Here is a 19,936-nt window from a genome sequence, read left to right as displayed (position 1 = left end):
CTAGGGTGGAACGATGACGGATGCCATGAAGACCGTTCCCGCGAGCCGCAAGAGAAGGGTTGCGCTCTGGGACAACGCCCGATTCACCGCCGTGACCCTCGTCGTCGTCGGGCACGGGATCCAGAGACTCACGGGCGACTCCGATGCCGCCCTCGGTGTCTACCTCTTCATCTACGCGTTCCATATGCCGGCCTTCGCCATCATCAGCGGCTACTTCTCGAAGGCGAGCCCACCGAGCTCGCGGCAGATGAAGAAGGTGCTCACCGACATCGTGCTGCCGTACGCGATCATGGAGACGATCTGGAGCGGCGTGCAGTTGCTCGTGGAGGGATCGACGAGCTTCAATCCGACGAAGCCGCACTGGACCCTCTGGTTCCTCCTCGCCCTCGCACTGTTCCGGCTGATCCTGCCGTACCTCGTGTTGCTGCGCTGGCCCCTGCTCTGGTGCGTCATCTTCTCGGTCGGCGTCGGCTACCTGGGCAACATCGACAACACCTTCTCGCTCGCGCGGTCCATCGGCATCCTGCCGTTCTTCTTCCTCGGCTGGCAGCTGCGGCAGTGGAAGCTCGTCGACCGCTGGCGCGACCTGCGCGCCGGCGTGTGGTGGATGCGCGGGGGCGCTCTCGTGGTCTTCGCCGCCTGGGCGTTCGCGCTCTTCCCGTTCATCGGGACGTGGCGGTCGATCAGCCTCAAGGACTGGTTCTTCTACGACGACTCCTACAGCGGAATCGGACAGGATGCCTGGTGGGCCGGGTTCGTGCGCCTGGCATTCATCCTGTTGGCGGCACTGCTCAGCCTCGCGATGTTCACGCTCATCCCGCGCAGGAAGACCTGGCTCACGAGCTTCGGCCAGGCCACGATGTACGTGTACCTGCTGCACAGCTTCGTGCTCTACCCGATCCGGCAGTCCGGAATCCTCGGCGACGAGAACTCGTCGCTGATCTGGCTGGTCGGCATGATCGTCTTCAGCGTTCTCGTCTCGATCGTGCTGGCGACCCCGTTCGTGCGCCGCGTGTTCCGGCCGCTCATCGAGCCGAAACCGCAATGGCTCTTCCTTCGTCTGGACGGGCCGGACAGCCGCGATCCGCTCCCGCGCGGTGCCTCCCGCATCGACCCCACCGGATCCAGGCGCCACGGGGCCAGGTAGTGGTTACTTCTCATTGCGCCGAGATTGCCCATCGGGCCCGCAGTTCCTAAGCTCGTGAGAACGTGCGCGCATGCCTGCCGACCACGAGAGCTCGTATAGCTGAGGAGAACCACCATGAGCGACTGGAAATTCGAAACACAACAGATTCACGCGGGCGCGCAACCCGACCCCACGACAAACGCCAGGGCCACGCCGATCTACCAGACCACGGCGTATGTGTTCAACAACGCGGAGCACGCCAAGAACCTCTTCGCGCTGGCCGAGTTCGGCAACATCTACACCCGCATCCAGAACCCGACGCAGGACGTTGTCGAGCAGCGCGTCGCGGCGCTCGAGGGCGGCACGGCCGGCCTCCTGCTGGCCTCGGGGATGTCGGCGACGACGCTCGCCATCCTGAACATCGCCAACGCGGGTGACCACATCGTGTCGTCGTCGTCGGTGTACGGCGGCACATACAACCTGTTCAAGTACACGCTCGAGAAGCTCGGCATCGAGACCACCTTTGTCGAGAACCAGGATGACGCGGAGGAGTGGCGCCGCGCCGTTCGTCCGAACACCAAGCTCTTCTTCGCCGAGACGATCGGCAACCCGAAGATCAACGTGCTCGACATCGAGCTCGTCGCAGGCATCGCGCACGACAACGGCATCCCGCTCATCGTCGACAACACCATCGCCACCCCATACCTCATTCGTCCGCTCGAGCATGGCGCAGACATCATCGTGCACTCCGCCACCAAGTTCCTCGGCGGCCACGGCACGGTCATGGGCGGCATCATCGTCGACGGCGGAAAGTTCGAGTGGTCGAAGAACGTCGAGAAGTTCCCCGGCCTCACCGAGCCAGACCCGTCGTACCACGGCGCGAGCTACACGACGGTGCTCGGCGACAGCATCGCCTACATCATCAAGGCGCGCGTGCAGCTGCTGCGCGACCTCGGTGCCGCGATCGCCCCGGCGAGCGCCTGGCAGCTCATCCAGGGCATCGAGACCCTCAGCCTGCGGGTCGAGCGCCACGTGCAGAACGCCCAGCTGATCGCCGAGTGGCTCGACGCCCGCGACGACGTCGACACCGTGTACTACGCGGGTCTTCCGTCGAGCCCGTGGTACGGCGCCGCGAACAAGTACGCGCCCAGGGGTGTCGGAGCAGTGCTGTCGTTCGACCTCAAGGGTGGTGTGGATGCCGGACGCGCGCTCGTGGACAACGTGAGCCTGTTCAGCCACGTCGCCAACATCGGTGACGTGCGCAGCCTCATCATCCACCCGGCCTCCACCACGCACTCGCAGCTCACCCCCGAGCAGCAGCTCACCGCGGGCGTGACACCCGGACTCGTGCGCCTGTCTGTCGGACTCGAGAACATCGACGACATCAAGGCAGACCTCGAGGCAGGTCTCGCTGCAGCCCGCGCGGTCGCTGCCCAGTAGCGCTCACCGTCACCGCCACCGCACCTCGTGCGATCGCGGTGACGTGCTGCGCGCGGGCTTCGCCGTGTAACAAATTCGGTGGCCGCCGCGTGGTCGGCGATACTGAACTAGACATGGACTGGCAGACACCCGAGGACACGGTTCCTTCGAGCTTTATCACCGAGGCGAACGTGCGGGCGCTCGCGGGTAAGCCACCCGCCACGGGGGCCTGGCGCGAGGGCGATGACCCGGGCGAGCGCCAGTTCGTCTCGATCGGCGAGGTCACTCCGGAGCGCGGCGGTCGCATCCCCTCGGCGCGCATCGCGTACGAGACCTGGGGCGAACTCAACGCCGATGGGAGCAACGCCGTGCTCGTGCTGCACGCCCTCACAGGGGACAGCCACCTGCTCGGCAAGGCCGGCCCGGGGCATCCGACGGCCGGATGGTGGAACGGGATCATCGGCCCGGGCAAGTACATCGACACCACCGAGTGGTTCGTCGTCTGCCCAAACATGCTCGGTGGCTGCCAGGGCAGCACGGGCCCCGCGTCCCTCGCCCAGGACGGCAGGGAGTGGGGAACACGCTTCCCCTATCTCACGATCCGTGACCAGGTCACGGCACAGCTCGCCTTCTCCGAGGCGATCGGCGTGAGCAGGTGGGCTGCGGTCATCGGCGGTTCCATGGGCGGCATGCACGCGCTCGAGTGGGCGATCGGGCACCCCGACCGCCTCGAGCGGGTCGCCATCCTCGCGGCCCCCACGATCAACAGCGCAGACCAGATCGCACTCAACTCCGTGCAGATCGAAGCCATCACGATGGATCCGGGCTTCAACGACGGCGACTACTACGAGGCGAAGGATGGCGACGGCCCGTATCGCGGGCTCGCGCTGGCCAGGCGCATGGCCCTGCTCAACTACCGCTCCCCCTCCGAACTCAACGATCGCTTCCAGCGCAGCTGGCAGAGCAGCATCAGCCCGCTCGGCGCAGCGGGCAAGTTCGCGGTCGAGAGCTACCTCGACTTCCACGGCAACAAGTTCACTCGTCGATTCGATGCGAACAGCTACATGCTCCTCGTGCAGGCCATGAACTCGCACGACATCGGACGGGATCGCGGCGGGGTCACGGAGGCGCTCTCCCGGGTCACCGCGCGCAGTCTCGTGCTCGGGATCGACAGCGATCGCCTGTTCCCCGCGGAATACCAGGTGCTCATCGCGAGCCTGTTGAAGAACAACATCGATGGCGAGAGCGCCGTGATCATCCACTCCGAGTTCGGGCACGACGGCTTCCTCATCGAGCATGACCTGGTGGGTCCGGAGCTCGTGCGCCTTCTGGAGAGCTGACGCGAAACAACCGAGAGCTTGTCATAACTGGCTATGCTGATCGAGTGTATACAGAACGGTCTGGCAGCAGGGCGGACCTCCGCGACGACGTCTCGCCGATGAGCGGCCGCCCATGACGCCGCCGCACGAGGAGGGTGCCCCGCGCATCAGGGTTGCCGTGATCGACGATCACAGGCTCGTTCTCGACGGGCTCGTCGCGCATCTTGCCGCACACCACCCCGGCATCGAGGTCGTCATCAGCGAGGCGAGCTGGCCCGCACTTCTCGCGCACAGAGCGTTCCCCGTCGACGTGGTCGTGCTCGACCTGAGCCTCGACGACCACATCCCGATCGGCACCAAGATCCGCGCTCTGACCGCTGCGGGCAGTCGCACGATCGTCATGAGCAGGCACGCTGACATGTCGACGATCTACAGCGCCGTCCAGGCAGGAGCGCTCGGTTTCATCCCCAAGACCGAGACGGCGGATGCCCTGGTCGCCGCGATCCGTTCGGCAGCGGCCGGAATGCGCTACGACAATGAGCCCCTGCTGCGGGCCATGTCGGGCACGACCCCCGGGGCACTGCCGGGGCTCGGGCGCCGCGAGCAGCGCGCGCTCGTGCTCTACGCGTCCGGTCGCACCATCAGGGAGGTCTCCTCGGCGATGGGCACGACGGACGAGACCGTGAAGTCCTACATCAAGCGTGCCAGACGCAAGTATCGCGACGCAGGCATGGACCTCGGCTCGAAGATCAAGCTGCGCGACCACGGCATCCGCGTCGGCTGGGTACCTAAGGAGTAGGGGCCTTCTCTGCTAGAGGGCCACAGTTCCTGTGGCCCTCTTAGCAAGACCCCCCGGTCTGGCTGGTTCCTCTGGTGAGGTCCCCGCCCGGCGCCGTTTATTCGGGTGTAAGCGCCGATCCGGACTCCGGTGCGTGGGCACCTCATCCGGCATGGAGTGTGGCTACCGATCTACTCGGCGCGCCCCTCTTCGTTCTTCACCTGAACTGTACTCGCAGAGATCATTCTGCGCCGAACGGTGTCGCACCCCCACTTGGAGTGACAGTGTGGAAGCATGTCTAGCGTGGAACCAATCGCCAAAGAACGCGATCGTCTTCTACATCGTTCGGCTCGCGTTGCTGGGCTGGGCTCGACGATTGTTGCCCTTCTCGTCTTCAGTGTGCCCGGAGTTCTGCCCTGGACGAGCTATCTTGCCGTCCTCCCCCTGTTTGCATTGCTCATCTTTGCGCAGTACCGAATCGGCATCGGCCAGTCGATTCTGTGGGTCATTCTCGGCCTGGTCTCGGGCCTCGCCATTCTCGTGGTTGCACAGGTTCCGAACGGCTACAGCGAGACCTCGGCGCTCTCCGACGCGATGGTTCCGCTCGCCGGAGCGAGCATCGCGTCCTTTGCGATCGTGCTCCTGGGTGGAGTCTCGCGCATCCTCGTCCTCGTCCTCGGAGCGGGGCTGTCGTTCATCCTCGTGCAGTTTGCATCTCCGGCCGACGGGGCCATCGCCCCGCAGGCGGCAGCAAGTCTCGTGGGCTGGATCCTCGCGGCGTTGTTCGGCTACTGGCTCGGCACGAGCGTTCCGCGGGCCGCGCGCAGGATCTTCAGCATCGGACGAGCGCATCGCGCAGAACGGCAGGCGAGCGAGACCGAGGCGCAGCGCCGCCAGGGCGCCAGGCTGCTTCACGACACCGTGCTGGCAACCCTCACGCTGCTCGCTCACTCCGGACTCGGGGTCACCGTGGCCGCCCTCCAGCAACAGGCCAGCGACGATGCGCGGCTCCTGCGACAACTGCGCCTCGGAGCAAGCCCTGTTCCGCACTCCTCCGGTATCTACAACCTCGAGGCGGAGGAGGAGTCGATCCTCGGAACCACCCTCGAGTCCGTCAAACAGCGCTTCGGCCGCATGGGACTCGAGGTGAGCTGGCATGGTACGGGCCAGGTGCTGCTGCCCAGCAACGTGCTTGACGCCTTCCTGCTCGCCCTCGCAGAGTGCCTCGAGAACGTGCGTCGCCACGCTGGAGTCACCGACGCGCACGTCACCATCACCGACGACGAGACCACCGTGCGAGCCATGGTGACGGATGCGGGGGTCGGCTTCGATCTCAAAGACATCGACGCGGCGCGACTCGGGTTCAAGGACTCCGTCGTCGGCAGGCTCAAAGAGGTCGGCGGTAACGCGAGGCTGTTCTCCGCCAAGGGATCGGGAACGACGGTCGTGTTGGAGGTGCCGAAGTGAGCGACACCTCTCGTCCGGAGGAGAACACCCTCGGAGTCATCGTCGGCAAACGCGGACGACGCCCCGGCGGTGTTCCGAGCGGGTCGACCGCCGGTCGTGCCGTGCGGCAGGCCAGCGCCCCGGGCGCGAGTCTCGGAACGGGCTACCTCGGTATGGGGGCCGGCGTCATAGCCGGAGTGCAGGCGATCTTCGGGATCACACTCTTCATCTGGAACATCGGCGTGTACCCGAACCTGTTGCCCATCGTGGCGTCGTGGTTCATCTACACCGCGTCCCTCGTGGGCGTCGCCGTCGCCCTGGCGACGAGAGGCGAACGGATGTCCGGCGTCCTGTTCGGTGCATTCCTCGTCGCCCAGGCCTGCGTCGTGGCCCTCGACTTCACCGCCATCTGGCCGCTTCACGACGTGGGGGCTTATGCAACGGCATCCGCATCCGTCGGGTTCGGGCTCCTCATCGCGGTGACCCTGCGGCGAGCGAGTGAGATGGTGATCTCCGCGGGCCTGCTCGGAACCGCCTTTGTCGTCGCCATCCTGCTCACGACGCCGTTGACGAGCGCCACGCTGCCCTCCCAGCTCGGCGTCGTCGCTCTCGCCGTGCTCCCGCCCCTGTTCGGCGTCTATGTCGTGCGGCGCTTCCGACGACTCGTGCAGCTCGAACTGGACAGGGTCCTCGTGCAGAGCACGATCTCGGCTCCCCGGTTCGCGGTCGGCATGCTCGCCTCCGAGGAACTCGCAAGGCTTGACCTCGCGGCGGAGGAACTCCTCGACTCCGTCGCAACGGAGAAGGTGAAGCTGCCGCTCCCGCCCAAGATCGCCTCCACCGCAGCATCCCTCGCCACCGAGCTCCGGCTGCACCTCATCGAGGGCAGGCGAGAGACCTGGCTGTACCACGCGATCACCGAATCCGAGCAGCTCGGCAAGAGTGTCACCCTCAGCGACCCCGGCAGCCTCGCCGGCCTGCTCGATCCGCACCAGCGCGACGGATTGCTCGCCGCCGTGTGGCTCCTGGTGAGCAGCAACGGCAAGGTTGCCCCCACCGCGCAGCTCACTCTCGGGCCGATCGCGCCCAAACTCGATAACTCCTCCGGTGAGGGTGTGGCCGTGCCTATCGTCATCACCACCACGGGAGTCTCGCGCAATCGAGTGGAACCGACCACGTGGAATGCGATCGGAAAAGTTGGACATTTCATCGACTCGACCCAAAACTCCAGCCTGCGTGTCGAGATCGACTGCGTGGTCGCTAACCCGGCAAACCAATAGCATGCTGGATAACCCCAAGGGAGACCAGGTATCACCGTGGCGCTAACAGATGACAGAATCCGACTCGCCCTCGTCGACGATCACAAGATGCTTCTCGGGGCATTGACGGAATGGATCCGCAATGCCGCGTCCGACATCGTCATGGTCGCTGCCGTCACGACATGGCCCGAGCTGCTGACACACGAAGAGTTCCCCGTCGACGTGGTCCTGCTCGACCTCGATCTCAAAGACAACATCCCGATCTCGCTGAAGATCTCCACGCTCAACACGACCGGCGTGAAGACCGTCGTCATGAGCACATACTCCGAGCCCAACGTCGTGCGTGAGGCACTCGCGGCCGGAGCGCTCGGCTACCTCGTGAAGAGCGAGGATGCCGACATGATCGTCGAGGCGATCCGCTCGGCGACCCGTGGAGAGTCCTACATCTCCGCGGAACTCGACCTCGCGCTCAACGCGGGCACCGTCGGCGGTGCACCGAAGCTCAGCGCGCAGGAGCGCAGGGTGATGGCGCTCTATGGCGGCGGGGAGCCGGTGAAGGCCGTCGCGTACCAGCTCAGCATCTCTGAGGAGACGGCGAAGTCCTACCTCAAGCGCATCCGCGAGAAGTATCGCGTCGCGGGGATCGATGTGGGCACCAAGGTCGCACTGCGCAAGCGCGCGATCCAGGACGGCATCCTCATCTCCTCAGAGACGCCGCCCGGTTTCTGATTCGGTTCAGTGTGCCCGCACGCCACGATCGATGGGGTGCCTGCGCTCCACGAGCACGCTCGCAACGGCGAGGCCCACTCCCGGAACACACAGCGCCAGTCCGACCCAGCCGGGCGATGCGTAACCGAATCCCGCAACGATCGCCGCCCCGCCGAGGAACGCACCGAGGCTGTTACCGAGATTGAGCGAGGCGTGATTGACGGCCGCAGCGAGCGTCTGGCTGTCACCCGCGACATCCATGAGCCTCGTCTGGATCGCCGGAGAGAGCGCAGCCGAGGACGCGCCGATCATGAAGGCGAACACCAACAACCCCACGACCGAGGAAGCACTGAGCGCGAGGCCCACGAGCGACAGCGCGAACACCCCGAAGAACGAGAAGACGGAACGCATGATGTTGCGGTCCGCAGCCCATCCCCCGACGAGGTTTCCCACCGTCATTCCGACACCGACGATGATGAGCACGACGGGCACGAAGCGCAGGCCGAGACCGGTGACTTCCGTGACGAGTGGCGAGATGAAGGTGTACACGGCGAAGAAGCCACCGAATCCGACGGAGCCGATGAGCAGGGCGAGCCAGACCTGCGTGCGGCCGAACGCCTTCAACTCGCGCTTCATCGTGGCGGCCGGGTCGCCTGTCTGGAACGGAACGAGAAAGGCGATCGCGACGAAGCTGAGCGCGAAGATGGCCGCGACCGCGAGATAGGCCACGCGCCAGTTCGTGGTCTGGCCGAGCAGCGTGATGGCGGGCACCCCGACGACGTTCGCAATCGTGAGGCCCGCGAGTACCAGGGCAACGCCGCGAGCGCGTCGCCCCGGCCCCATGAGGGATGCCGCGACGAGAGAGGCGACACCGAAATAGGCGCCGTGGGGCAGGCCGGCCACGAACCTCGCCAACAGCACGAGCCCAAATCCGGGCAGCAGCGCAGAGGCCACGGTCGCCACGGTGAAGGTCGCGGCGAGAACGAGCAACAGTTGCTTGCGCGGGAAGCGCGCGGCGAGAGTCGCAATCGTCGGTGCACCGACCACGACGCCGAGCGCGTAGGCGGAGACCAGCCAGCTCGCCTGCGCGTTGGCCGCCTCGGGATGCGCGGCGGCGAGCGCCGGAAGCAGATCGTGCGCGAGATTGGGCAGCAGGCCCATCGCGACGAACTCAGTCGAGCCGATGCCGAAGCCGCCGAGCGCGAGCGCAAGCAGCGCCAGCCGTGTGCGGGCTGGACTCAGCGGTGGGGCGGATGCCCGACCTTCGCGCTCAACTCCGGTGGCGGTTGTCGCGACGCTCACTGGCCAGAGTCGCGGATGGCGCGCTCCAGGCGTTCGACCTTGCCGTCGATCTCACCGCTGTGTCCCGGGCGGATGTCGGCCTTGAGCACGAGCGAAACGCGCGACCCGAAGGCGGAGACGGCATCCGTCGCCCTGCGCACGACGTCGAAGACCTCATCCCACTCGCCCTCGATCTCGGTGAACATCGACGAGGTGCGATTGGGTAGCCCGGAGTCACGCACGACCTTCACGGCCGCGGCGACGGCGTCGTGAACCGAGTCGCCATCCTCTGGCCTCCCGCTTGGTGCGACCGAAAATGCTACGAGCATGCTGCTACTCCCTCCGAGCAATGTGCCCAACATCCTCAAGCCTGTCACGCTCGCGGGCATTCCCCGTACGCGCCTTTTCGCGACCGGACGCCCACACCGCGGTAACCGCCCAGCCGAGGAGCACGAACAGGAGCAGGTTGCGAACCGTGAGCACGAACAGCATCAGCGGCTCGAGCGCGAGCACGCCGTCGTAGAACCACGGATAGATGACCTGCGTGAGCGCGGCCAGCGCGACGCCGAGGATCGCGGGCACCCTGAACGACGCTCCCCCGGCAGCCGGCAGCACGAGTCCAAGGATGATCGGTGCGGCGAGCCAGGCCAGGTACTGCGGTGACCCCACCTTGTTGAACGCAATGAACGCGGTGACGAGGGCGAGAGAAAGCGGCGGCAGCAGGCGCGCCGTCGGAGCGTGTCCCAGCACGCGCAGAACGGCCAGCAGCACGATCGTGACGATCACGATGCCGAGGAGCGGCGTCATGAGCGCGCTCACGGTGGCAGCGCCGTCTCCGCTGACCTGGAAGGTGAGCAGGGCCGTGTCGTAGTAGACGTGCGCGTGTCGTACTCCCGCACAGGCCTGCCAGAGCCAGAGCGTGCTCACGGGGGCCTCGATCTGCAGCCCTCGGGTGGACTGCTGGGTCACGAAGCTGAGCAATTGGGACCCGCCGCCGAGAGCCACCGCGACGCAGGCGATGACGGCGGAACTGACGACGACGGCGACGAGAATGCGCCCACGCGCCTTCACGGCGATCACAAGCGCGAGAATGAGGGCCACGGGCCACACCTTGATCCAGGTCGCGACCGTGAGGATCGCAGCGGCCACTTTTGGTCTCGACGCCACGAACAGCAGGCCGACGACGGCAAACGGCACCGTCACGGTGTCGAGCCTCGAGACGGCGATCGGCCCGAGCAACACGAGGAAACCGAGCCACCACCACGCCGCGGCAACCCGTGGTGTCGGCCGCCGCCATCCGATCAGGAAGCCGAAGGCGACGGCGTCGAGCACCGTGACGAGCACCAGCCAGGTGATGGCATAGTCGGCCGGCCCGAACACGAAGGCCAGCAGCATCGGCAGGAGTGCGAGGATCGGATACACCCACGGCAGGTCGAGGCCTACCCAGTGCCCTGTCGCGAAGCCGTGCTGAATCCAGGGCAGATAGACGAGGGTGACGTCACCGAGCGGATGCCTGTCGCCGTTCAGGCTCACGAACGCCAGCCAGAGGTGGGTGACGGCGAACCCGCACCAGAGCGCCCAGCGAGTCGTGAACCAGCGTGGAACCGTTCGACGCGCAGGCCGCGACCGGTGATCGACCTCCGTCACGAAGACGCCGGATGCCCGGCCAGCAGTCCAGAGATGACCGCCGGCAGCGCCGCCGCAAGATCGAGCACCACGAACGGACCGCCCGCGCTCGCCCGCGTGGCCGCGAGTCCGTGCAGCACCGAGGCCGTGGCCGCGAGCCTGGCCGCGAGGGTGCCGTCGGAGGGCTCGCTCGCGAGCTCACGGGCGTGGGTGGCCAGCAGTGCTCCAAGCACGCCGCCGAGTGCATCGCCCGTGCCCGCGGTGGCCGTCCAGCTCGGAGCAATCGATGCCGTGAACCCCGTACCGTCCGGCGCAACGACGTGGGTCGTGTGTCCCTTGAGCAACACCGTCACGCCGAGTTCTCCTGCGGCCCGCCTCGCGGCCTCCGCGGGATCACGCGCGATCTCGGCCACCTCGGTGTCCAGCACCCTCGCGAGCTCGCGCAGGTGCGGCGTGATGACGATGCCGTCCGCCCCGTGCGTCACGCGGCCGAGCAGGTCGAGCGCACCCGCATCGAGCACGGTCGGAAGCGACTGGTCGAGCGCCTCAGCCAGACGGGAGTTGGTCTCGTCGTCGCGCTGCCCGGCATCCATTCCGGAGCCCAACAGCCATGCCTGCACTCGCCCGGGCGACGTGACGACCTCGGGTCGCCGCTGCAGCACGAGGCCAGTGGGTCTGGCGGGGCCGAGGTATCGCACCATTCCCAGGCCGGTGCGCAGTGCGGACTCGACGCCCAGCACCGCCGCCCCCGGATACTGCTCAGAACCGGTGACGACGCCGAGCACTCCCCTGGAGTACTTGTCGTCGCCGATGCCTGGAACAGCGATGCACTCGCGCGCATCGCCCGGTGTCCACTCCCGAAAGGCAGCCATGGTATTCACGATAGTTCGCGAACCGCCCGCGGCCCAGCGGATGCGGGCCCCCGTCGATCACTCGCGCCTGGTCGCATCCTGGACCTCGCCCACGAGTTCCTCGATGATGTCCTCAAGGAACAGCACGCCCCGCGTCGCCCCGGCCTCGTCGAACACCCGCGCGAGATGCACGCCGGAGCGCCGCATGGACGCGAGGGCGTCCTCGAGGTCGGTCTCGCGGTAGATCGAGATGAGCTGGCGGATGCGTTTCGGCGGCACCGGCTCGGTGAACTCGTGCGTCTCCTCGAGGTCGATCACGTCCTTGAGGTGCAGGTAACCGCTCGGCTCCCCCGCCTCGTCGAGGAGCGGATAGCGCGAGAAGCCGTGCTGCGCTACCGCGCGCTCGACCTCCGCGGGCGTCGCAGCCTCGGACAGGCTCACGACCGTGTCCATGCCGACCGCGATGTCTTTGGCCTTCTTCACCGAGAACTCGAACGCCGCACTGAGCGCGCCGATGCTGTCGTGGAGCACGCCGGCTTTCGTGGACTGGGCGACGATCGTCGCCACCTCGTCGACCGTGAACGCGCTCGTCGCCTCGTCGCGGGGTTGCACGCCGAACAGGCGCACGATGCCGTTCGTGGTCGCGTTGAGGGCGACGATGATCGGCTTGAACGCCATGGAGAGATAGACGAGCGGCGGGGCGAGGATGAGCGCGGCGCGGGTGGGCACCGAGAACGAGAGGTTCTTCGGCACCATCTCGCCGAACACCACGTGAAGGAACGACACGGCCACGAGCGCGATCACGAACGAGATCGTCGCGATGACCTCCACCGACCAGCCGGTGAGGCCGAGCGGCTGCGCCACGAGGTGATGGATCGCGGGCTCAGAGACGTTCAGGATGAGCAGCGAGCAGACCGTGATACCCAGCTGGCTCGTCGCGAGCATCATGGTCGCGTGCTCCATCGCGTGGATCGTGGTCTTCGCGGCGCGACTGCCGGCATCCGCACGAGGCTCGATCTGTGACCGCCTGGCCGAGATCACGGCGAACTCCGCGCCGACGAAGAACGCGTTGGCGAGCAGCAGGATGACGAGCCAGACGAGGCCCCACAGGTCACTCATCTCCGCCACCCTCTTCCACGTGGCTCGGGGTGAAGCGCACCCGGTCGATCCTGCGGCCATCCATCCGTTCGACCCTGAACTCGCCCGCGTCGACCTGCACGGTGTCGCCGACGACCGCGACGCGGCCGAGCTCGCTCATCAGGAAGCCCGCGACGGTCTCGTAGGGTCCGTCCTCCGGCACGGAGACCTCGGCTCGCTCGAGCAGTTCGTCCGGACGGAGCATCCCGGGGAAGGTCAGCCAGTTGCGCGAGCGCACGACGCCCGCGCGGGTCCTGTCGTGTTCGTCTGCGACCTCGCCGACGAGCTCTTCCACGAGGTCCTCAAGGGTGACGACGCCCGCGGTTCCGCCGTATTCGTCCACGACCACGGCCATCTGGTATCCGCGCCCGCGCAGCTCACCGAGCAGCAGGTCGAGCCCCATCGTCTCCGGCACCCGCAGCGCCTCGGATTGCAGGGCAGAGACCGGCACATCACCGCGGCGCTCGCGCGGCACCGCAACGGCCTGCTTGACATGGACGAAGCCCACGACGTCATCTATGCCGTCGTCGACCACGGGGAAGCGCGACAGCCCGGTGCGTTTGGCGAGGTCGATCACGAGCTGGGCAGGGTCCGTGCGCTCGACGCTCGAGACCCTGGGCCTCGGGGTCATCACGTCCGTCGCGCTGAGTTCGCTGAAGGCGAGGGTGCGAGCGAGCAGGGTCGCGGTGTCCCGGTCGAGACTCCCCTCCTTCGCGGAGCGACGCACGAGCGACGACAGCTCCTCGGCGGTGCGGGCGGAGGAGAGCTCCTCACGGGGTTCGATACCCACGGCGCGAAGGATGCCGTTGGCGGTCTCGTTGAGCAGCGCCACGAACGGCCGGAACACCCAGGTGAACCCGACCTGGAAGGGCAGCACGAGCTTGGCTGTGGCCAATGGCAGCGCGAGAGCGAAGTTCTTGGGCACGAGTTCGCCGATGATCATCGACAGCAGAGTTGCCGCGATGATCGCGAGCACCCCGCCCAGAATCGTGATCACGCCGTCGGCGAGCCCGAGCGCGCCGAGCGGGCCGCGCAGCATCGAGCCGATCGCGGGTTCCATGGTGAATCCGGTGAGCAGCGTCGTGAGCGTGATGCCGAGCTGCGCGCTCGAGAGATGCGTCGAGGTGATCTTGAGCGCGCCGATCGAGATCGCGAGCCGACGCTCACCGCGCTGCTGCCGCGCCTCCAGGTCAGCGCGATCGAGGTTGACGAGCGAGAACTCCGAGGCGACGAAGAATCCGGTTCCCACGGTCAGGAGAAGGCCGACGGCGAGCATGATCAGGTCATACACGGGGCCACCAGCACGCGCCAGGAGGGGGGTCGTCCATTATCCGATGAGTATACAGAGACCCGTTGGTTAAGGCGGGTTGAGTAGCGAGGCACGAGCTGGTCTCTCACGGACCCGACTTCGCTCCCCACCGGCACGGCCGTCCGATGCTGGCGCATCGTTCGGAACCGGCGGCGTGAGCCCGGCTCAGTCGGCGCTGGCGTCGCAGGACCGCTCCGCGCTCCTCATAGCCGCAGCGCGCTCACCAGCTGACGGGGAGGGCCTTGCCCTCCTCGTAGCCCGCGGCAGACTGGATGCCGACGAGTGCCCGCTCGGTGAACTCCTGCAGGGTCGATGCTCCCGCGTAGCTCAGCGAGCTGCGCACGCCAGAGGTGATCATGTCGAGCAGGTCCTCGAGCGACGGACGCAGCGGGTCGAGGTAGATCTTCGACGAGGAGATGCCCTCCGCGAAGAGCTCCTTGCGCGCGAGCTCATAGGCGTCGAGGCGGTCGAAGCGGTCGTGCACGGCCTTGGTGGATGCCATGCCCCAGCTCTCCTTGTAGAGGCGACCCTGCGCGTCCGTCTCGAGCGTGCCTGGCGCCTCGATGGTGCCGGCGAACCAGGATCCGATCATGACGGATGCGGCGCCGGCGGCGAGCGCGAGCGCCACGTCCCTCGGGTACCGCACCCCGCCATCCGCCCACACGTGCGCTCCGAGTTCCCGCGCGGCCTGCGCGGTCTCGAGCACGGCGGAGAACTGCGGACGCCCCACCGCGGTCATCATGCGCGTCGTGCACATGGCGCCCGGGCCGACCCCGACCTTGACGATGGTGGCTCCTGCTCCGACGAGGTCGGCGACCGCGTCTGGCGTGACGACGTTGCCCGCGACGAGCGGCACGGAGAGCCCAAGGCCGGCCACCGTCTCGACGGCGCGAACCATGCTGTCCTGGTGTCCGTGCGCGGTGTCGAGCACGAGCACGTCAACGCCGGCGGCGACGAGTGCGGTCGCCTTGCCCACGACATCTCCGTTGACCCCGAGGGCCGCGGCCACGATGAGCCTGCCGTCGCGGTCGACCGCCGGGGAGTACAGCGTCGAGCGCAGCGCACTCCGGCGACTGAGCGAGCCGACGACCTCTCCGTGGCGCAGCACGGGAGCGAACTCCATGTCTGCGGCGACCATGAGATCGAAGGCGGCCCGCGGATCCGTCACGTCGTCGGCATCGATGGACGCGAGCTGGCCGTGCAGCAGGTCGCCGAGCCGGGCATCCGGCAATGCTGTACCGAGCCGCGCGGCGAGGATCGGCCCCATGAACTCCCCGTTGCTGTCGTGCACGAGGATGCCGTGCCCGCTCACCGGCGGAATCTGCCTGAGCGCCTCCGCGACCGTGGTCTCCGGCGGGAATGAGATGGGCGTGTCGAAGGTGACCGGCTGGTTCTTGACCCAGCGGATGGCCGTGTCGAGATCCTGCAGGTGCAGATCCTGTGGGAGCACCCCGAGCCCGCCACGCCGGGCGAGGGTCGCGGCAAGGCGCGGGCCCGTGACGGAGTTCATGTTGGCGGAGACGATCGGAATCGTCGCCCCCGTGCCGTCGTTCGTCTCGAGTGACACGCTCAGCCTGCTGCCGACCGATGAGCGCCGCGGAACCAGGAACACGTCCGAGTAGGTCAGGTCGTGATGGGGCGATGCCTCGTAAAACTCCATGATTTTAAAGGTAGTGCCTGCCGTGGGGGACGGCAGGGTTCAGGCAAAGCGATTACGCTTGAACGAATGCGGCCGATGGTGGTACGTAGGCTGTGTGCGCATGACGGCGCGCAGCATCACACACAGACAGTGAACGACAAAGAAGTGGGCGGTACGCGGTGTCGAGCCAAGTGACCGGACTCGCGTCAGAGGACGGCTCCTCTGGCGAGTTTGGAGCCAACGAGTGGCTGGTAGACGAAATGTACGAAAGGTACATCGTCGATAAGAATTCGGTAGACCAGTCCTGGTGGCCAATTCTCGAGAACTACCACCCCGTGCAGGCGGGCGACGCGACACAGCAGGCTCCCGCCCCAGAGGTCCAGCAAGCAGAGGTCCAGCAAGCAGAGGCCCCGGCGGCAGAGGCCCCGGCAGCCCCGGCTCCAGCTGCAGAAGCCGCGCCCGCTCCGGCGGCACCCGCAGCTGCGGAGGCGTCCCAGCCCACGACTCCCGTGACGGAGCCGCTCCAGGGCCAGCCCGTCGCGAAGACCACCTCGAAGCAGGCTGTTCCCCAGCCCATCCCCGCCGAGGCGCCGACGACGCAGAAGCCGGAGACCCCCGCGGAGCCCGCAGAGGCCACCAACGTGGTGCAGCCGTTGCGCGGCATGTCGAAGTCTCTCGCGGCCAACATGGACGCGAGCCTTGCCGTGCCGACCGCGACAAGCGTTCGCACCATGCCGGCGAAGCTCATGATCGACAACCGCATCGTCATCAACAACCACATGAAGCGCGCCCGCGGTGGCAAGGTGTCATTCACCCACCTCATCGGCTGGGCGCTCGTGCAGGTGCTCAAGAGCTTCCCGAGCCAGAACGTCTACTACGACGAGGTGGATGGCAAGCCCTCCGTGGTCTCACCAGCACACATCAACCTCGGGCTCGCCATCGACATCCCGAAGCCGGATGGCACTCGCGCGCTCCTGGTCCCCGGCATCAAGCGCGCAGACACCATGAACTTCAGCGAGTTCGTCGCAGCATACGAGGCGCTCGTCGCCAAGGCCAGAAGCAACAAGCTCACGGCCGACGACTTCGCCGGCACCACCATCTCACTCACCAACCCCGGCGGAATCGGCACAGAGCACTCGGTGCCCCGCCTCATGCGCGGCCAGGGCTGCATCATCGGCGCCGGTGCGCTGCAGTACCCGGCGGAGTACCGCGGCTCGTCGTTCAAGACGGTCGTGGACCTCGCCATCGGGCAGACGATCACCCTCACCTCCACCTACGACCACAGGGTCATCCAGGGCGCGGGCTCCGGGGAATTCCTCAAGCTCGTGCAGGAGCGCCTCACGGGTGAGCACAACTTCTACGAAGACATCTTCGCGGCCCTGCGCATCCCCTACGACCCCATCCACTGGGGCATGGACATCAGCGTCGACCCTGCTGAGGACCTGAGCAAGGCCACTCGAGTGCACGAGCTCATCAACTCGTACCGGGTGCGTGGCCACCTCATGGCGGACACCGACCCGCTCGAGTACCGCCAGCGCATCCACCCCGACCTCGACATCTACAACCACGGGCTCACCTTCTGGGATCTCGATCGCACTTTCGTCACGGGTGGTTTCGGCGGCAAGCGCAGTTCCAAACTGCGCGACATCCTCGGGATCCTGCGCGACTCGTACTGCCGCACCACGGGCATCGAGTACATGCACATCCAGGACCCGGTGCAGCGCAAGTGGATCCAGGATCGCGTGGAGCGCCCGTACACCAAGCCGAGCCACGACGAGCAGATGCGCATCCTCGAGAAGCTCAACGAGTCCGAGGCGTTCGAGACCTTCCTGCAGACGAAGTACGTCGGCCAGAAGCGCTTCAGCCTCGAGGGCGGCGAATCCACCATCGCCCTGCTGGACGCCCTGCTGCAGGGCGCGGTGGCCGAGCAGCTCGACGAGGTGGCCATCGGCATGGCCCACCGCGGCAGGCTCAACGTGCTCACGAACATCGCGGGAAAGACCTACGGTCAGATCTTCCGCGAGTTCGAGGGCACCCAGGATCCCCGCACCATCCAGGGCTCCGGCGACGTGAAGTACCACCTCGGCACCGAGGGCACCTTCACCGGCGCCAGCGGCGAGCAGATTCCGGTCTACCTCGCCGCCAACCCCTCGCACCTCGAGGCCGTCGACGGCGTGCTCGAGGGCATCGTGCGCGCCAAACAGGACCGCAAGCCGATCGGAAGCTTCCGCGTTCTGCCCGTGATGATCCACGGCGATGCGGCGATGGCGGGCCAGGGCATCGTGTCCGAGATCCTGCAGATGTCGCAGCTGCGCGCGTACCGCACCGGCGGAACCATCCACGTCAACATCAACAACCAGGTCGGATTCACGACGCCGCCGAGCGAGGGCCGCACCTCGGTCTACTCCACGGATGTCGCCAAGACTATCCAGGCCCCGATCATCCACGTGAACGGCGACGACCCCGAGGCCGTCGTGCGTGCCGCGGAGCTCGCCTTCGCGTATCGCCAGGAGTTCCACCGCGACATCGTCATCGACCTCATCTGCTATCGCAGGCGCGGCCACAACGAGGGCGACGACCCCTCGATGACCCAGCCGCTCATGTACAACCTCATCGAGGCGAAGCGCAGCGTTCGTACCCTGTACACCGAAGCGCTCGTCGGCCGCGGTGACATCACCGAAGACGAATACAACTCGGCGCACCAGGATTTCCAGGACCGCCTCGAGCGCGCCTTCGCCGAGACCCACGCCGCGCAGACCGCGTCGATGCCGATCGTCATCCAGGACCAGAACGCGGTAGCGGATCTCGAGCGTCCGACGTCCCAGCAGGACGACAGCCATGGCGTCCCGGAGTCGACGGCGGTCAGCGAAAGTGTCATCGCCCTCGTCGGCGGTGCCCACGACAACCCACCAGCAGGGTTCACCGTGCATCCGAAACTGCAGGCGTTGTTCAAGAAGCGCGTGGAGATGAGCCGCAGCGGCTCGATCGACTGGGCCTTCGGTGAGCTCCTCGCGCTCGGTTCCCTGTTGCTCGAAGGCACGCCGGTGCGGATGGCCGGCCAAGACACGAGACGAGGCACTTTCGTGCAGCGCCACGCCATCCTGCACGACCGCGTGAACGGCCAGGAATGGCTGCCACTCGGCAACCTGAGCGAGAACCAGGGCAGGTTCTGGATCTACGACTCCCTGCTGAGCGAATACGCCGCCATGGGCTTCGAATACGGATACTCGATCGAGCGTGCGGATGCCCTCGTGCTCTGGGAGGCCCAGTTCGGTGACTTCGCCAACGGCGCCCAGATCATCGTGGACGAGTTCATTGCGAGCGCGGAGCAGAAGTGGGGCCAGCGCTCCAGCGTCGTGCTGCTGCTGCCGCACGGCTACGAGGGCCAGGGTCCTGACCATTCCTCCGCTCGCATCGAGCGGTACCTCCAGCTGTGCGCGGAGAACAACATGACGGTCGCGAGGCCGTCGACGCCCGCCTCGTACTTCCACCTGCTGCGCCGCCAGGCGTACCAGCGTCCGCGTCGCCCACTCGTGGTATTCACCCCGAAGGCGATGCTGCGACTGCGCGGTGCGACGAGCGAGATCGCGGACTTCACGAGCGGCCGATTCGAGCCGATCATCGACGACGCGACCATCACAGACAAGGCCGCAGTGAAGCGCGTCGTGCTGCACTCGGGCAAGCTGCACTACGACCTCCTCGCGGAGCGCGGCAAGCGTGAACGCACGGACATCGCGCTCGTACGTGTCGAGCAGTACTACCCGCTTCCGCTCCGTGAGCTCAGTTCGGTGCTCTCGCAGTTCCCGAACGCCGAACTCATGTGGGCGCAGGAGGAGCCGGAGAACCAGGGTGCCTGGCCGTTCATCTGCCTCGAGCTGGCTCGCCACTACAACGATCGCTCCGTGCTGGTCGCCTCGCGCCCGGCATCCGCGTCGCCCGCGACCGGATCGACCAAGCGCAGTGCTCAGGAGCAGGTCGAGCTGATCGATCGCGCGCTCACGCTCTAGCCCTGTGCGAGGACTGAGCCTGTCGGCGGAA

Annotated in this window: 15 protein-coding genes; 8 read left to right on the top strand and 7 right to left on the bottom strand. The window is 66.8% G+C overall.

Annotation, left to right across the window (positions count from 1 at the left end; translation table 11 throughout):
* Positions 1–13 precede the first annotated feature (13 nt).
* From ABUA28_RS12170 to ABUA28_RS12140, 7 genes are all read left to right on the top strand, one after another.
* The gene (locus tag ABUA28_RS12170) at positions 14–1,147 is read left to right on the top strand and encodes an acyltransferase family protein (RefSeq protein ID WP_349904449.1); all 1,134 of its coding nucleotides are present in this window, start codon (positions 14–16) and stop codon (positions 1,145–1,147) included.
* Between the two features lie 114 nt (positions 1,148–1,261).
* Entirely contained in the window at positions 1,262–2,566 is a 1,305-nt protein-coding gene (locus ABUA28_RS12165) for a bifunctional o-acetylhomoserine/o-acetylserine sulfhydrylase (RefSeq protein ID WP_349904448.1), read from the top strand.
* A 113-nt stretch (positions 2,567–2,679) separates the two neighbouring features.
* Complete coding sequence (gene metX, locus ABUA28_RS12160) at positions 2,680–3,885, top strand: homoserine O-acetyltransferase MetX (RefSeq protein ID WP_349904447.1); 1,206 nt, start codon at positions 2,680–2,682, stop codon at positions 3,883–3,885.
* A 112-nt stretch (positions 3,886–3,997) separates the two neighbouring features.
* On the top strand, positions 3,998–4,663 hold the full coding sequence (locus ABUA28_RS12155) for a response regulator transcription factor (protein ID WP_349904446.1): 666 nt from the start codon (positions 3,998–4,000) through the stop codon (positions 4,661–4,663).
* A 282-nt stretch (positions 4,664–4,945) separates the two neighbouring features.
* Positions 4,946–6,109 carry a sensor histidine kinase gene (locus ABUA28_RS12150; protein ID WP_349904445.1) on the top strand — a complete coding sequence of 388 codons (1,164 nt, stop codon included), beginning with the start codon at positions 4,946–4,948 and terminating at the stop codon, positions 6,107–6,109.
* Positions 6,106–7,368: a hypothetical protein gene (locus ABUA28_RS12145; protein WP_349904444.1), complete on the top strand. Its 1,263-nt coding sequence runs from the start codon at positions 6,106–6,108 to the stop codon at positions 7,366–7,368. Before ABUA28_RS12150 ends, ABUA28_RS12145 begins: the two co-directional genes overlap by 4 nt.
* Positions 7,369–7,404: 36 nt before the next feature.
* The gene (locus ABUA28_RS12140) at positions 7,405–8,076 is read left to right on the top strand and encodes a response regulator transcription factor (RefSeq protein ID WP_349904443.1); all 672 of its coding nucleotides are present in this window, start codon (positions 7,405–7,407) and stop codon (positions 8,074–8,076) included.
* A gap of 6 nt (positions 8,077–8,082) precedes the next feature.
* Here the strand turns inward: ABUA28_RS12140 and ABUA28_RS12135 are convergent, their stop codons facing one another.
* From ABUA28_RS12135 to guaB1, 7 genes are all read right to left on the bottom strand, one after another.
* Entirely contained in the window at positions 8,083–9,357 is a 1,275-nt protein-coding gene (locus tag ABUA28_RS12135) for an MFS transporter (protein WP_349904442.1), read from the bottom strand.
* A complete protein-coding gene (locus ABUA28_RS12130) occupies positions 9,354–9,665 on the bottom strand; it encodes a thiamine-binding protein (protein WP_349904441.1) in 312 nt (103 codons plus the stop codon). Before ABUA28_RS12130 ends, ABUA28_RS12135 begins: the two co-directional genes overlap by 4 nt.
* 4 nt (positions 9,666–9,669) lie before the next feature.
* Complete coding sequence (locus ABUA28_RS12125) at positions 9,670–10,983, bottom strand: hypothetical protein (protein ID WP_349904440.1); 1,314 nt, start codon at positions 10,981–10,983, stop codon at positions 9,670–9,672.
* Positions 10,980–11,834: an ADP-dependent NAD(P)H-hydrate dehydratase gene (locus tag ABUA28_RS12120; RefSeq protein ID WP_349904439.1), complete on the bottom strand. Its 855-nt coding sequence runs from the start codon at positions 11,832–11,834 to the stop codon at positions 10,980–10,982. Before ABUA28_RS12120 ends, ABUA28_RS12125 begins: the two co-directional genes overlap by 4 nt.
* Before the next feature lie 57 nt (positions 11,835–11,891).
* Positions 11,892–12,932 carry a hemolysin family protein gene (locus tag ABUA28_RS12115; protein ID WP_349904438.1) on the bottom strand — a complete coding sequence of 347 codons (1,041 nt, stop codon included), beginning with the start codon at positions 12,930–12,932 and terminating at the stop codon, positions 11,892–11,894.
* Positions 12,925–14,226 carry a hemolysin family protein gene (locus tag ABUA28_RS12110; RefSeq protein ID WP_349904473.1) on the bottom strand — a complete coding sequence of 434 codons (1,302 nt, stop codon included), beginning with the start codon at positions 14,224–14,226 and terminating at the stop codon, positions 12,925–12,927. The genes ABUA28_RS12115 and ABUA28_RS12110 overlap by 8 nt, the downstream gene beginning before the upstream one ends.
* Before the next feature lie 253 nt (positions 14,227–14,479).
* Complete coding sequence (gene guaB1, locus ABUA28_RS12105) at positions 14,480–15,919, bottom strand: GMP reductase (protein WP_349904437.1); 1,440 nt, start codon at positions 15,917–15,919, stop codon at positions 14,480–14,482.
* 158 nt (positions 15,920–16,077) lie between these two features.
* On the opposite strand from guaB1, the gene ABUA28_RS12100 reads away from it, so the two are divergent.
* Positions 16,078–19,905 carry a multifunctional oxoglutarate decarboxylase/oxoglutarate dehydrogenase thiamine pyrophosphate-binding subunit/dihydrolipoyllysine-residue succinyltransferase subunit gene (locus ABUA28_RS12100; RefSeq protein ID WP_349904436.1) on the top strand — a complete coding sequence of 1,276 codons (3,828 nt, stop codon included), beginning with the start codon at positions 16,078–16,080 and terminating at the stop codon, positions 19,903–19,905.
* Positions 19,906–19,936 lie beyond the last annotated feature (31 nt).

This window comes from Parafrigoribacterium humi (assembly GCF_040227205.1).
Lineage (GTDB): Bacteria > Actinomycetota > Actinomycetes > Actinomycetales > Microbacteriaceae > Parafrigoribacterium_A > Parafrigoribacterium_A humi.
The sequence above is the reverse complement of the archived record's forward strand: the minus strand, read 5'-3'. Positions and strand labels throughout refer to the sequence as shown.